This is a genomic window from Chryseobacterium sp. Leaf405 (assembly GCF_001425355.1).
GTDB lineage: Bacteria > Bacteroidota > Bacteroidia > Flavobacteriales > Weeksellaceae > Chryseobacterium.
Genome location: NZ_LMQN01000015.1, coordinates 994,479 through 1,008,860, shown reverse-complemented (window position 1 = coordinate 1,008,860; position 14,382 = coordinate 994,479). Strand labels below are relative to the sequence as shown.

At 35.2% G+C, this 14,382-nt stretch carries 12 protein-coding genes; all 12 read left to right on the top strand.

The annotated features are described in order from the left end of the window. Window positions 1–48: 48 nt before the first annotated feature. The gene (gene mraY, locus ASG22_RS14530) at window positions 49–1,290 is read left to right on the top strand and encodes a phospho-N-acetylmuramoyl-pentapeptide-transferase (RefSeq protein WP_055986021.1); all 1,242 of its coding nucleotides are present in this window, start codon (window positions 49–51) and stop codon (window positions 1,288–1,290) included. Window positions 1,291–1,386: 96 nt separating this feature from the next. Further along, window positions 1,387–2,712, top strand: a complete 1,326-nt coding sequence (gene murD / locus ASG22_RS14525) for a UDP-N-acetylmuramoyl-L-alanine--D-glutamate ligase (RefSeq protein ID WP_055986018.1) — start codon at window positions 1,387–1,389, stop codon at window positions 2,710–2,712. A gap of 80 nt (window positions 2,713–2,792) precedes the next feature. Next, complete coding sequence (locus ASG22_RS14520) at window positions 2,793–4,031, top strand: FtsW/RodA/SpoVE family cell cycle protein (protein ID WP_055986015.1); 1,239 nt, start codon at window positions 2,793–2,795, stop codon at window positions 4,029–4,031. 9 nt (window positions 4,032–4,040) lie between these two features. Beyond that, window positions 4,041–4,283, top strand: coding sequence for a hypothetical protein (locus ASG22_RS14515; RefSeq protein ID WP_055986013.1), 243 nt, complete (start codon window positions 4,041–4,043; stop codon window positions 4,281–4,283). A gap of 9 nt (window positions 4,284–4,292) precedes the next feature. Next, window positions 4,293–5,396, top strand: a complete 1,104-nt coding sequence (murG, locus tag ASG22_RS14510; RefSeq protein WP_055986010.1) for an undecaprenyldiphospho-muramoylpentapeptide beta-N-acetylglucosaminyltransferase — start codon at window positions 4,293–4,295, stop codon at window positions 5,394–5,396. Window positions 5,397–5,479: 83 nt separating this feature from the next. Further along, the gene (gene murC, locus ASG22_RS14505) at window positions 5,480–6,838 is read left to right on the top strand and encodes a UDP-N-acetylmuramate--L-alanine ligase (protein WP_055986008.1); all 1,359 of its coding nucleotides are present in this window, start codon (window positions 5,480–5,482) and stop codon (window positions 6,836–6,838) included. A 72-nt stretch (window positions 6,839–6,910) separates the two neighbouring features. Further along, complete coding sequence (locus ASG22_RS14500) at window positions 6,911–7,882, top strand: cell division protein FtsQ/DivIB (protein WP_055986004.1); 972 nt, start codon at window positions 6,911–6,913, stop codon at window positions 7,880–7,882. A gap of 99 nt (window positions 7,883–7,981) precedes the next feature. Continuing rightward, the gene (gene ftsA, locus ASG22_RS14495) at window positions 7,982–9,373 is read left to right on the top strand and encodes a cell division protein FtsA (protein ID WP_055986001.1); all 1,392 of its coding nucleotides are present in this window, start codon (window positions 7,982–7,984) and stop codon (window positions 9,371–9,373) included. Window positions 9,374–9,453: 80 nt separating this feature from the next. Beyond that, entirely contained in the window at window positions 9,454–11,343 is a 1,890-nt protein-coding gene (gene ftsZ, locus ASG22_RS14490; protein WP_055985998.1) for a cell division protein FtsZ, read from the top strand. A 113-nt stretch (window positions 11,344–11,456) separates the two neighbouring features. Beyond that, window positions 11,457–11,903, top strand: coding sequence for a GatB/YqeY domain-containing protein (locus ASG22_RS14485; RefSeq protein WP_055985995.1), 447 nt, complete (start codon window positions 11,457–11,459; stop codon window positions 11,901–11,903). A 418-nt stretch (window positions 11,904–12,321) separates the two neighbouring features. Then, window positions 12,322–12,732 carry a BrxA/BrxB family bacilliredoxin gene (locus tag ASG22_RS14480; RefSeq protein WP_055985992.1) on the top strand — a complete coding sequence of 137 codons (411 nt, stop codon included), beginning with the start codon at window positions 12,322–12,324 and terminating at the stop codon, window positions 12,730–12,732. A 106-nt stretch (window positions 12,733–12,838) separates the two neighbouring features. Further along, the gene (locus tag ASG22_RS14475) at window positions 12,839–14,353 is read left to right on the top strand and encodes a GH3 auxin-responsive promoter family protein (protein WP_055985989.1); all 1,515 of its coding nucleotides are present in this window, start codon (window positions 12,839–12,841) and stop codon (window positions 14,351–14,353) included. The last annotated feature ends 29 nt before the right edge of the window (window positions 14,354–14,382 follow it).

Here is a 14,382-nt window from a genome sequence, read left to right as displayed (position 1 = left end):
ACGAATTTCTAAATACCTTAATTTCTTAATCTTTAAATTAAATAGAAAATGTTATACTATCTATACGAATATTTAACCGCCCACGGCATCCATGTTCCCGGACTTGGATTGTTGAAATACATCTCTTTCCGAGCAGGAATGGCGGTACTTTTCTCATTAACGATCGCTCTTGTATTTGGCAAAAGAATCATCAACTATCTGCGTGCAAAACAGATGGGCGAATTGGTTCGTGATCTTGGTCTGGACGGACAAAAACAAAAAGAAGGAACTCCTACAATGGGAGGACTTATCATCATTTTAGCAACGTTAATTCCTGTTTTATTATTTACCAGAATTACCAATGTTTATATTGTTCTTTTGATAGTTTCAGTAGTTTGGATGGGTGCCATTGGTTTCTTGGATGATTATTTAAAGAAAATAAAGAAAAACAAAGATGGTTTAAGCGGTAAATTTAAGATTGTAGGGCAGGTTGGATTAGGGTTAATTATCGGAGTTACAATGTATTTCCATCCCGATATTACCGTTAAAAGAAAATATGCAGATGCTAAAGTAGTAAACAGAAACAATGTAGAGCAGAATTTTATGCCTACAGAAAAAATTGCCGTTTCTACGGTTCCTTTTGCAAAAAATAATGAATTCGATTATAGCGGAATTTTATTCTGGATGAATGATAAAGATGCTCACGAGTGGGCTTGGATTGTTTTCATCCCGATCGTAATTTTCATTGTAACAGCGGTTTCCAACGGAGCGAATATCACTGATGGAATTGATGGTTTGGCGGCTGGAACAAGCACCGTAATTTTATTAGCATTAGGTTTATTCGCATATCTTTCAGGAAACATCATTTTTGCTGATTATCTGAACATTATGTTCCTCCCAAACATGGGTGAAACCACCATTTTTGCCGTCGCAATGGTAGGTGCAGTAATCGGATTTTTCTGGTATAATACGTATCCTGCCCAAGTTTTCATGGGCGATACAGGAAGTTTAATGTTGGGAGGTGTAATTGCTGTTTTAGCGATCATTTTAAGAAAAGAATTAATGATTCCGATATTATGTGGGATATTTTTAATTGAAAATATCTCCGTAATGCTTCAGGTCATCGTTTTCAAATACAGAAAAAGAAAATTCGGGCTGGAATATGCCCAAAACAATAGACTATTCAGAATGTCCCCTTTACATCACCATTATCAGAAGGGAGGCTTTCATGAAAGCAAAATAGTTAACAGAATGATTATCATTGGAGTAATGCTGGCAATTGTATGCCTGATTACATTGAAGATGAGATAAAGTTTGGGATTAAAAAATTCGGAAATTAAAGAGATTTGGAAATTAGAATCTCCTGAATTTCTTAATCTCTAAATCTTTTAATTTATTAATATTAATATGAAAATAGTTGTTTTAGGAGGAGGAGAAAGTGGTTGCGGAGCTGCTTATTTGGCTAAAAAAGAAGGTTTGGAAGTTTTTCTTTCAGACAAGGGAGCCATTAAGGATCATTATAAGCAATTTCTTACAGAAAATGAAATTGAGTTCGAAGAAGGAAGCCACGATGAAGAAAGAATTCTAAACGCCGACTGGATTGTAAAGAGCCCTGGAATTCCGAAAAAAGCAGGAATTATTCAACAGATTCATGAGAAAGGAATCAGACTTTCTTCTGAAATTGAATTTGCTTCGGAATTTACAGATGCTAAAATCATCGCAATTACAGGAAGTAACGGAAAAACAACAACTACGTCTTTAATCTATTATATCCTGAAAAATGACGGATTAAATGTAGGGTTAGGCGGAAACATCGGTTACAGCTTTGCCAAGCAAGTTGCCGACGAAAATCATGAATATTATGTCTTGGAAGTCAGTTCTTTTCAATTAGATGATATTCAGAACTTTAGACCTTATATTTCTTTATTGTTGAATTTGTCACAGGATCATTTAGATCAGTACAATTACAATTATGAAGAATATGCTTTGGCAAAATTCAGAATTACTGAAAATCAGGAGAATGATAATTTCTTCATCTACAATAAAGATGATGAAATGAGCAAAAATCTGCTTGAAAAATTAGAGATCAAAGCAAAAATGATCCCTTTTTCAACCAAAGAAAAATTAACTGAAGGAGGTTTTATTAATGAAGATAAAATTGAAGTGAAACTAAAAGATGATTTCTCAATGAAAATTGAAGAATTATCATTAATTGGAAATCATAATGTTGCGAACAGCTTAGCCGCTTCAATAGCCGGTAAAATACTGGAAATCAACAATGAAAGCATTAGAAATTCATTAATGACTTTTCAGGCAGTTGAACACAGGCTGGAATTTGTTTCTGAAATTGACGGGGTAAAATATATCAATGACAGTAAGGCAACCAATGTTAACGCAACATATTACGCCTTAGAAAGCATGAAAAATCCGACCGTTTGGATCGTTGGAGGATTAGATAAAGGAAACGATTATTCCGAAATTGAAGATTTAGTTAAGAAAAAAGTAAAGGCAATTGTGTGTTTAGGAATTGATAACGAAAAGATTATCAACTTCTTCAAAGACAAAAAAGAATTTATTTATGACACTTCAAACATGGAAAAAGCAGTTGAGATCTCAAAATCTTTAGCTAAAAAAGGAGATACGGTTTTACTTTCTCCTTGTTGTGCCAGTTTTGATTTATTCAACAGCTATGAAGACAGAGGGAATCAGTTTAAAGAACAGGTATTAAAATAATTGTAAAATGTAAAAAGTAGGAATGTATTTACGATTACAAAACATGAATACATTTTACAAAAATACATGAATACACAAGTATGAACGAACAAGACACAGAAAACAGATTTGAATTTCTAAAGGGCGATAAAGTGCTTTGGATGGTCATCCTTGTGATCTCCATTTTCTCTATTTTCCCTGTATATTCTGCGAGTTCGAATCTGGAATATATCGTAAATAACGGAACCACAACAGGTCACGTTATCAAACATATGTTCTTTGTTGTCTTAGGTTTAGGAATCATGAGAGTAGTCGGAATGATAAAATACGAATACATCGGAAAGCTCAGCAGTATCATGCTTGGTCTGATGGTTATTTTACTGATTATCACTATGTTTACTGGGCAGACAATCGACGGAGCGAGTGCTTCCCGATGGTTGAAAATTCCGGGAACACCGATTTCATTTCAACCGTCTTCGTTCGCTTTTTTAATGTTGATTATTTATTTGTGCAGATATTTAACCAAGAAAATTACCAGAGAAAGGCTTCCGATTGAGAATATTATGTACATTTTCGGACCAATCTTACTTGTTTTTGTACTGGTTGCAAAAGACAACGGTTCTACAGCATTAATGATCTTAATGGTTTCCGTAGTTGTTTTGGTTATCGGACAATTACACTGGAAATACATTGCCGGATTTATCTCCGCATCATTTATTGCGATTGTTTTATTTTTAGTGATTGCTCTGAACACGAACTTAATCGGCGGAAACCGTGTTCATACATGGATGAGCCGCGTCGAGACATTTACTTCAAGCAAGGCAAAAACCGCTGATGTTGATGATGAAAGTGTAAAGGCAAAAAATTATCAGGTGATGCAGGCAAAAGCAGCCATCGTTCACGGTGGAATTACCGGCATGGGACCCGGTAAAAGTGCTTTAAAACAAATGCTTCCACAATCTGCATCGGATTTCATTTTCGCAGTAATTGTTGAAGAATATGGAGTAATTGGTGCCGCTTTTCTAATAAGTTTATATTTAATTATGATTATTCGTATCGTGATGATAGCCAGCAAGATGCCCGCATTTTTTGGGTCTCTGCTTGTACTCAGTCTCGGTGTGATGATTTTTATACAACTTGCTGTAAATATTGCAGTTGCAGTCAATTTAATCCCTGTTACAGGGCAACCACTGCCATTAATAAGTTACGGAGGTACCTCAATGTTGGTAACATATTTGCAGTTGGGAATTATTTTAAATATCAGCTCCAGAATTCAGATTTATGATGAAGAAGGAATGGGTAAAAAGCAGAGTATTATAGAGATAAACGATATCGCTTAAACTAATAAAATGGAAATACAAGTACTACGATTTATCGACAGCAAAAGTTTAGAAGATGTATTGATTTTCGATACTAAAGAAACAATTGTCGATTTTTTGAAATCTTATAAATTAGAATCAAATGAAATTATTGAACTTAACGATTCTATTTATAACGTTGAAGAAATATCAATAAAATTGATTGAAGATAAAATTGAGATTTGGGTAAATGTTGATTTTATTGACTTAATTGAGAATCTACCTACAGCATAAGATATTAAAATGAACAAAAAACTAAAAGTATTATTATCAGGCGGCGGAACAGGAGGTCACATCTTCCCTGCCATTGCCATTGCAGATGAAATCAAGAAAAGATTTCCTGATGCTGAGTTTTTGTTCATCGGAGCCAACGGAAAAATGGAAATGGAAAAAGTTCCGCAGGCTGGCTATAAGATTGAAGGAATTGATATCGCCGGAATCGACAGAGGAAATATGCTATCTAATTTAGGTTTGCCTTTTAAGATTTTAAAAAGTTTATCTAAATCTAAAAAAATAATTAAAAATTTCGCTCCGGATTTTGCAGTGGGAACAGGAGGTTTTGCAAGCGGACCAGCTTTGTATGAAGCGAGCAAACTGGGAATTCCAATTTTTATTCAGGAGCAGAATGCACATGCAGGTGTAACGAATAAAATTTTAAGTAAAAAAGCAAAAGCTGTATTTACAGCCTATCCAAAAGTGGAAGGTTTTCCAGCCGAAAAAATACAGTTTCTGGGGAATCCAATTCGTGAGAATATTATTTCAGGAATACAGGAAACTGCTCAGGCGAAAGAAAAATTGGGTTTAGATAAAGATAAACTGACGATTTTATCTGTTGGCGGCTCTTTGGGCTCAAGAACATTAAATAACGGCTGGAAAAATAATCTAGAAAACCTAAAAGAAAAAGGATATCAGTTGATCTGGCAAACAGGGAAATTAGATTTTAAAGAGCTGAGCAATGAAACTCAAATTTCAGATTTCGGATCTCAGATTCAGTTGAAGGAATTCATCAAAGACATGGAAACAGCCTATTCTGCAGCAGATGTGATTGTTTCTAGAGCGGGTGCAATTGCTATTTCAGAGTTGGCAGTGGCACAGAAGCCAGTGTTATTGGTTCCTTTCCCTTTCGCAGCAGAAGATCATCAAACCAAAAATGCTATGAATCTGGTTGAAAAAAATGCAGCAAGAATGGTAAAAGACTCTGAAATGCAGGAAAAATTCTGGAATACCCTTTCAGAAATCTGCGAAAATGAAAATGTAAGAAAAGAAATGTCTGAAAATCTGAAATATTTTGCCAAGCCAAATGCTGCAAAAGAGATTGTAGACGAAATTTTTAAAATAATAAAGTAGGATTAAAAAATTGAGGAATTCAGAGATTAAGATATTACAAATCTTTAAATACCATAATTACTTAATCTTTTAATTTAATATAAATGAAGAATTTAGAAACATATCAAAATTTTTACTTCATCGGGATCGGAGGTATTGGAATGAGCGCACTGGCTCGTTACTTCCACGCTTCGGGTAAAAAAGTATTGGGATATGATAAAACCAATACCAAACTCACTCAGCAATTGATGAATGAGGGAATTGATATTGTTTTTGATGATGTAATTGGTGAAAAAATTACCGATCTTCAGAAAGAAAATACATTGGTAATCTATACTCCGGCCATAAAAAAGCTGGGAATTTTGGATTATTTTAATGAAAACCAATTTGAAGTACTAAAACGTGCAAAAGTTTTAGGTTTAATCACCGAAAATACAGATTGTATTGCCGTTGCAGGAACACATGGGAAAACAACGACTTCCACCTTGGTTGCCCATTTGTGCAAAGAAGCAGATTTACCGTTTTCCTGTTTTTTAGGAGGAATTTCTGAGAACTTTAAGTCAAATTTTCTGTATAATGGTTCGCAATATTCTGTGGTTGAAGCAGATGAATATGACAGAAGTTTCCTGAACCTTTCTCCGGACTGGGCGGTGATAACTTCCACAGATGCAGATCATTTGGATATTTATGGCGATATAAGTACAATTGAAGAAGGTTTTAAACAATTTGCAGCTTTAGTTCCCAATGACAAACAACTTTTTGTAAGAAAAGGAATTGAAATCGGAAGATCACACATCACCTATGCGGTGAATGAAGTTGCAGATTATTACTCGGATAACCTCAGAATGGAGAACGATAAAATCTATTTTGATTTTCATACGCCAACTGAAACTATTAAAGATTTTGTCTGGGACATTCCGGGAATTCACAATGTTGAAAATGCAACGGTTGCATTAGCGATTTTAAACAATTTAGGAGTTGATTTTGAAACTTTGAAAAAAGCGATTACCAATTTCAAAGGAATTAAAAGAAGATACACCAAACACAGATACGAAAACGGTAAAATTTACATCGACGATTACGCGCATCATCCAACTGAAATTAATGCTGTAGTGAGCTCAATCCGAACATTTTATCCTGAAAAGAAATTATTGGTGACTTTTCAACCGCATTTGTTCAGCAGAACGAGAGATTTTGCAGATGGGTTTGGAGAAAGTTTAAGCCAGGCAGATGAATTGATTTTATTGGATATTTATCCGGCAAGAGAACTTCAGGAAAATTTTGAAGGAATTACTTCAGATTGGCTGTTAGAAAAAGTAACTTTAGATAAAAAGGAAGTTTCAACATTAGGTGAGGTTTTCAACAGAATAAAAGAAAAAGATTTTGATATTATTCTCACCGTAGGCGCAGGAAATATTGATACACTATATGATCCTATTTGTGAGTGGATGGAAAATAAATAAAGAATTAATAAAAATTTTAAAACAGCTTTAAATGTCTGAAATCTGACGTCTAAAATCTGTCATCTTAAAATAATGAAAAATAAGTACAGAATATTAAAAATTGCCGTTACAGTAATCATTCTTGGATTTCTGTTGAGCTTCTCGTTGAAGAAATTTAGCGGTCAGAAGATTACGGACAATAAGATTTCTGTAAAAATGAATGAGAAAACTCCGGTGTATTTTATCGATGAAAAAGATATTCTTGATATCGTAAAAAAAGAAAATCCGTCTGGCAAAGTTGGAGATTTAAATATTCCGGCATTAGAAAAAAGAATTAATAATCTTCCGGCGGTCGACAGTGCCAATGTTTATTTAAACCTAAACGGAAAATTAAATTTAGATATTAAACAAAGGGTTCCTGTTTTCAGATTAAATAAAGAAGGAAAAGATTTTTATGTCGATCAACGAGGGACCGAATTTCCTATTTCAAGAACCTATTCGCATCCTTGTATGTTGGTGACAGGAAATGTGAAAAAAGATGAATATAAAAAGTTGGCTGAACTGGTTGACAAAATCGACAAAGATGATTTCAGCAAAAAATATTTCATCGGAATCTCAAAAGACAGTCATGATGATTACTATCTTCTGACCAGCGAAGGAAATTATAAGGTAGAAATTGGGGATTTGGATAATATTGATTTTAAGGTAAAAGGTTTTAAAACATTTGTAGAAAAATATCTCGTGTTTCAGGATCCTGAAAAGTACAATATGATTTCTGTGAAATATCAGAACCAGATTGTAACGACTTTAAATCCTAATTATAAAGAAAACGACAGTATTTTAAAAGCAGGAAATAAGGAATTGGCAAAAGCACCATTAATCCTCAAAAAAACGGATGATAAACCTAAGTTAGAAGAAATAAAAAAAGCAGCTAGGAAAACGAGTTCAACTTCAAAACCGAAGGAAAACATAAAACCCAAAGCTTCAACTAAACCAAAGGAAAACAAAAAAACAGAAAAGAAAACATCGGCGTCAAAACCGAAAGCAAAAGTTAAAATAGAATAAAGAAACGTTCCCAAAGAACAATCAATATAAAATCAGGGTAAAACCTGATGCTCCTATTAAAACAGGACTGAAAAAATCAAAAATCAAATCGGTATAAAAATGGAAAATCAAGAGTATTCAGTAGGTCTGGACATCGGGACAACAAAGATTGTTGCGATTGTCGGAAGGAGGAATGCGCACGGGAAAATAGAAGTTCTCGGTGTAGGAAAGGCGAAAAGTCTTGGGGTTCACAAAGGTATTGTGAATAATATTTCGCAGACAATTAATTCAATCAAAGCGGCTGTATCTGAGGCACAGTCAAGCGCAGGAGTTCCTATCCGTAAAGTAACGGTTGGGATTGCCGGGAAACATATCCGTTCTCTCCAGCACTCCGATTATATTATGCGTGAGCACCCCGACAAATTCATAACAGACGACGATATTGAAGCATTAAAAGATCAGGTAAAAAAACTGGTCATGCTTCCTGGAGAAGAAATAATTCATGTTTTACCACAAGAATATAAAGTGGATTCTGAAGGTGAAATCCAAGAACCTGTCGGTATGCACGGAAAACGTCTGGAAGCTAATTTCCACGTTGTTGTTGGTCAGATGGGAAGCATCCGAAACATCGCAAGATGTGTTCGTGAAGCTGGTTTGGAAATGGAAGCCCTTACTTTGGAACCATTGGCGTCCTCTGAAGCCGTACTTACAAAAGAAGAAAAAGAAGCCGGAGTTGCTATCGTAGATATCGGTGGTGGTACAACAGATATTGCTATATTTAAAGATAATATTATCCGTCATACTTGTGTAATCCCTTACGGAGGCGGGATTATTACAGAAGACATCAAAGAAGGCTGTTCCATTATAGAAAAACATGCAGAGCAACTGAAAGTAAAATTCGGTTCCGCAGTTCCTGAGCTTGAGAAAGATAGTACCTACGTTACGATTCCCGGACTTCACGGAAGACCGGATAAAGAAATTTCGTTAAAAACTTTAGCACAAATCATTAATGCAAGAGTTGAGGAAATTTTGGAAATGGTAAATACCGAATTAAAAGCTTACGGAGCCTTCGAGCAGAAGAAAAAACTGATCGCAGGAATCGTTCTAACGGGCGGTGGTTCAAATCTTAAGCACCTTCGTCAGCTGGCAAATTATACAACAGGATTCGACAGCAGAATTGGTTTTGCAAATGAATATATTGCGAATGATAAAAATCAGTATCTTAAAGGACCGGAATTTGCTACGTCTATTGGATTATTAATGGAAAGTTTAAAAATCCGTGATAAAAAAATAAATATCATAGACGAAGAACCTGCTCAGGAACAAGTTCAGCCAAAACCTGATACGGTAGAATCTTTAGTTGAAACAACCCAACAGTCTGTGCAGCAGGAAGAACCGGTTCAGCAACAGGAAATATTTCATGAGCAGCAGGCGAATAAAAGAGCAGCAAAACTGACTTTCGGGCAGTCATTGATGGAAAAAGTAAAAAAATTCTTTGAAGAAGTAGAGTAAAATAAATGATGAATGGTAATCGATAAATGACTATCTTATCAATTATCATCAGTCGGTTATCAATTATTAAAAAAATAGGTATGGAAAATATAGGTACACAAGGATTTTCATTTGATTTACCAAAAGGAAATTCATCGATCATTAAAGTAATCGGTGTTGGCGGTGGTGGAAACAACGCCTTAAAGCACATGTACGAGAAAGGAATCTATGGAGTAGATTTCGTAGTTTGTAATACAGATGCCCAAACGTTAGATAATAACCCGGTTGCCAACAAAGTACAGTTGGGAACTACCATTACTGAAGGTCTTGGCGCAGGAGCAGACCCTGAAGTAGGTGAAAAATCTGCTATCGAAAGCATTGAAGAGATAAAAGCTGCCATGGGACAAAATACCAAGATGGTGTTTATCACCGCAGGAATGGGTGGTGGTACTGGAACTGGTGCGGCTCCCGTTATTGCTAAAGTGGCAAAAGATATGGGAATTCTTACCGTTGGCATCGTTACGGTTCCTTTCAGTTTTGAAGGTAAAAGAAGATTAGAACAAGCCGAAAACGGTCTTGATAAATTAAGAAATAATGTTGATTCATTAATTGTAATCAATAACGATAAATTAAGACAGCAATTCGGAAACCTTGGATTCAAACAGGGATTTTCAAAAGCCGATGAAGTCTTAACCAATGCCGCAAAGGGAATGGCGGAAGTTATTACAGGATACTTTGATGTCAACATTGACTTTAGAGATGCTAAATCTGTACTTCAAAATTCCGGGACAGCTTTGATGTCTACAGGATTGGCTTCAGGTGAAAACAAAGCCGAAGAAGCAGTAAGAAAAGCTCTTGATTCTCCGTTATTGAATGATAACAAAATTACAGGGGCTAAAAATGTTCTATTGTTGATCAGAAGCGGTACAGAGGAAGTTACAATGGATGAGATCGGTACTATCATGGATCATATCCAGAAAGAAGCTGGTCACACGGCTGACATCATTTTTGGGGTTGGAGCAGATGAAGAATTAGGAGATGCAGTAAGCGTTTTGGTTATCGCTACAGGTTTTTCTAACGATGATAAAAAATTTGCAGGACCGACAGAGAAAATCAAAATCAGTTTAAATGACAGCCTTGATTCTCCGAAAGAATCTCCTTTCAAATCCAGAGAAGAAAGACAAACTGCTCCTGAGCAAGATTATAGTTTTGGCGGAAAAAGCCTTTTCAGATTAGATGACGAAGACAACCATACTCCACAGTACGGAGCTACGTCTACTGAAAAAAAAATGATTATTGGCAACGAAGAGACTAAAACTGAAATCAATTTCTTTGATAAAGAGGAAGATACAGCTCAGAGCTGGAGAAATGAAGAAGAGGAAGAGTCTTTCAGCCTGTTTGCTGCAGATGAAGAACATGACGACCCAAATGATTTGGAGATCGAATCCTTCAAATTTGATTTTGATAACAAAAAGGAAGAACCTCAGTCAAATAATTTTGGACATTCGTATTCACAGGAAAAACCTGTTGAATTCAGCTTCTTTGTAAATGAACCTACCAGCAATGAAACAAAGTCTGATTTTGGGCAGCCAAAAGCTGAACTAGCAACAGCAAATGAGGTAAATCAATTAACCGAAGAACCGCTTCAAAAAGTAGAGCATTTCTTTCAGAATTTAAGAGAAGAGCCTGTTGTTGAAAATAAAACAGAAACTGAGACTCCAAAACCTGCTGAAGATGAGTTCACATTTGTGAATAAAACCGTAGACCAGGAAAGAGTGATTGAAAGAAGAAATAAGTTAAAAGAATTCAATTCACGTTATCAAAGTTTTGATAGCTCAAGCGAATTCGAATCTGTGCCCGCCTTCAAGAGAAAAAACATTTCCCTTGATGGAAACAATGCATCAGACCAAAACATCAATACTTATATGTCTGATAATAATGGGAATATGCAGATCAGAGAAAACAGATTTTTGAATAAAGACGTTGATTAAAATCAATATAACAATGTGAAAATGTATCAATGTAAATAATACTGTCATGCTGAGCTTGTCGAAGTATCTCAATTGGTAAACTGTTACATTGATACATTGTTAAATTTAAAACCATGAGTTTAGAAAATACAATAAGCGAAGCTATAAAAACAGCCATGAGAGCTAAAGACAGAATTGCTTTAGACTCTCTTCGTGCCGTAAAGTCTCAGATATTATTATTGAAAACGGAGGCAAGAGATGCTGAAGTTTCACCTGAACAGGAAATTGCTATTCTTCAGAGAATGGTAAAACAGCGTAAGGATTCTTACGATCAGTTTACTGCACAGGGAAGAAATGACTTGGCAGAAGTAGAAGATGCTCAGATGAAAGTAATCGAGCAGTTTTTACCAAAACAGCTTTCTCCTGAAGAATTGGAAGCAGAAATGAAGCAGATTATCTCAGAAACCGGCGCTGAATCTATGAAAGATTTAGGTAAAGTAATGGGAGTTGCTTCAAAAACATTTGCAGGAAAGTCAGACGGAAAAAGTATTTCTGAAATGGCGAAAAAACTGCTTTCATAAAATAATTGATAATTAATGAATCATGGTTTATATCAATTGTGATTCATAGTTTATCAATCATTTATATTGGATATTCAATCTCTTTGCATATCGATTTGATTAAAGAAGCCCGAGACGCTAAGTTTCGGGCTTCATTTATTTTCTTAATGCTTGTTAAAAAAACTCTTTACTCTAAGGCGAATGAAAACTGAAAAATTAAATTGATAATAATATACTTGTTTTTCTCAATAGTATTTTCAGAATCATTTCAAATTTAGCAATTTTATTTTAATATTAATATTTTTTATACATAAAAATCAATATATCTTTATATAATTAACAGACAATTCATACTATTTTCAAAAAGCAGCGATAGTTTTTATATATTGATTGGCCATAAAGAATTGTTTACCTTTGCAATAGATTTAAAAACAAAAATATGTATCCAACAGATTTAGTAATGCCAATGAAGGCAGAACTTACAGATAAAGGTTTTACAGACCTTACAAATCCTGCTCAGGTAGAAGAAGCATTGAAGCAATCAGGAACTACTCTATTGGTGATCAATTCTGTTTGCGGATGTGCAGCAGGTGCGGCTAGACCGGGAGTTGTTTATTCTTTGACAGGTGATAAAAAACCAGATCATTTAACGACAGTGTTCGCAGGTTTCGACGGAGAAGCAGTAGCTGAAGCGAGGAAACATTTGGCACCATTTCCTCCAAGCTCTCCTTGTGTAGCACTTTTTAAAGATGGAGAATTAGTTCACATGCTTGAAAGACATCACATTGAAGGTAATCCTGCAGGAGCTATTGCTGCGAATCTTCAGGCTGCTTACGATGAGTATTGCTAATAAACAATAAATCTAAATATCAAACCGTTACAAAATTTGTAGCGGTTTTTTTATTTAATCGAAGAAAAAATTTCCTGAAAATCCAAATAGTATTATATTTGTTAGAATGGCAACAAAAGCACTTTTCAATACTGTTGTAAACTGGTTTATCCGTCAAAGGATAGATCAGATTCAGAATTTCATGGATCATCCCATTGAAACTCAGAAGGGTATACTATTTTCCCAACTTTTTCATGCCGAAGATACAGAGTACGGCAAGAAGTATGGTTTTAATTCTATCTCAAGCTATCAGGATTTTAAAAATAAAGTTCCTGTTGTTACCTATGAAGAAATGGAACCCTATATCGAAAAAGCAAGACAGGGGCAAAAAGATGTAAGCTGGCCCGGTTATATCAAACATTTTGCAAAATCTTCCGGAACGACCAACGCCAAAAGCAAATTCATCCCAATTTCTGCAGAGAGTCTTGAATATTGTCACCTGAAAGCCGGGAAAGATATGGTTTCCATTTATGCCAATAACCATCCTGAAAATCAGCTTTTTAATTATAAAAATCTCCGTTTAGGCGGAAGCTCAGAATTATACGCAGATTTCAACACCAAATTTGGTGATTTATCGGCCATTCTAATTGATAATCTTCCGTTTTGGGTAGAAATTACTACGACTCCCAGTAAAAAGGTTTCTTTGATGGGAGAATGGGAAAGTAAGCTGAAAGCAATCACTTCTGAAGTAAAAGGTGAAGATGTAGGAAGTATTCTGGGTGTTCCAAGCTGGATGATGGTTCTTTTGCAGAGGGTTTTGAAAGAAACCGATTACAAAAACATTTCTGAGCTTTGGCCTAATCTGGAAGTCTTCTTTCATGGCGGAATCAGTTTTAAACCTTATAAAGAACAGTTCAGACAAATTCTAGGTAAAGACATTAATTTCTACGAAATTTATAACGCTTCTGAAGGATTTTTCGGAATTCAGGACAGACCGAATAGTGATGAAATGTTGTTGATGCTTGATTACGGGATTTTCTATGAGTTTATCCCAATGGATCAGTTTCATCTATCAAATCCGGATGTTGTAAGTCTGGAAGATGTGGAAGTGGGGAAAAATTATGCCATGGTGATTACCACAAATGGCGGTTTATGGAGATATTTAATTGGTGATACTGTGGTTTTCACATCTATCAATCCATTCAGAATAAAAATTACAGGACGAACGAAACATTATATCAACGCATTTGGGGAAGAATTAATGATTACCAATGTAGAATCTGCACTTTCCAAAGCCTGTAAAGAAACAAACTCTGCGATCTCAGACTTCACAGGAGCCCCTGTTTTCATGAAAGAAAATGAAGGTGGTGCTCATGAGTGGATTTTTGAATTCTGTGAAAAACCGAACGATTTAGAGCATTTTATTGATATATTTGATCAGCACTTAAAATCTATCAATTCAGATTACGAAGCAAAACGCTACAATAATATTACGTTGAAAAGACCGATTGTACATATTGCAAAGCCCAATCTTTTTTATTGCTGGCTTGAATCTAAAGGGAAATTAGGCGGACAAAATAAAGTGCCGAGACTCAGCAACGACAGAGAATATATTGATCCTTTACTGGAACTAAACAGATAAAAAAACCGCAGTTGATTCTGCGGTTTTTA

Coding starts and splice junctions, on each gene's coding strand:
- ASG22_RS14485 (WP_055985995.1), top strand. CDS start 11,457: ATGAGTTTAGAAAATACAATAAGCGAAGCTATAAAAACAGCCATGAGA.
- ASG22_RS14475 (WP_055985989.1), top strand. CDS start 12,839: ATGGCAACAAAAGCACTTTTCAATACTGTTGTAAACTGGTTTATCCGT.
- murG (WP_055986010.1), top strand. CDS start 4,293: ATGAACAAAAAACTAAAAGTATTATTATCAGGCGGCGGAACAGGAGGT.
- mraY (WP_055986021.1), top strand. CDS start 49: ATGTTATACTATCTATACGAATATTTAACCGCCCACGGCATCCATGTT.
- murC (WP_055986008.1), top strand. CDS start 5,480: ATGAAGAATTTAGAAACATATCAAAATTTTTACTTCATCGGGATCGGA.
- murD (WP_055986018.1), top strand. CDS start 1,387: ATGAAAATAGTTGTTTTAGGAGGAGGAGAAAGTGGTTGCGGAGCTGCT.
- ftsA (WP_055986001.1), top strand. CDS start 7,982: ATGGAAAATCAAGAGTATTCAGTAGGTCTGGACATCGGGACAACAAAG.
- ASG22_RS14515 (WP_055986013.1), top strand. CDS start 4,041: ATGGAAATACAAGTACTACGATTTATCGACAGCAAAAGTTTAGAAGAT.
- ASG22_RS14520 (WP_055986015.1), top strand. CDS start 2,793: ATGAACGAACAAGACACAGAAAACAGATTTGAATTTCTAAAGGGCGAT.
- ASG22_RS14500 (WP_055986004.1), top strand. CDS start 6,911: ATGAAAAATAAGTACAGAATATTAAAAATTGCCGTTACAGTAATCATT.
- ASG22_RS14480 (WP_055985992.1), top strand. CDS start 12,322: ATGTATCCAACAGATTTAGTAATGCCAATGAAGGCAGAACTTACAGAT.
- ftsZ (WP_055985998.1), top strand. CDS start 9,454: ATGGAAAATATAGGTACACAAGGATTTTCATTTGATTTACCAAAAGGA.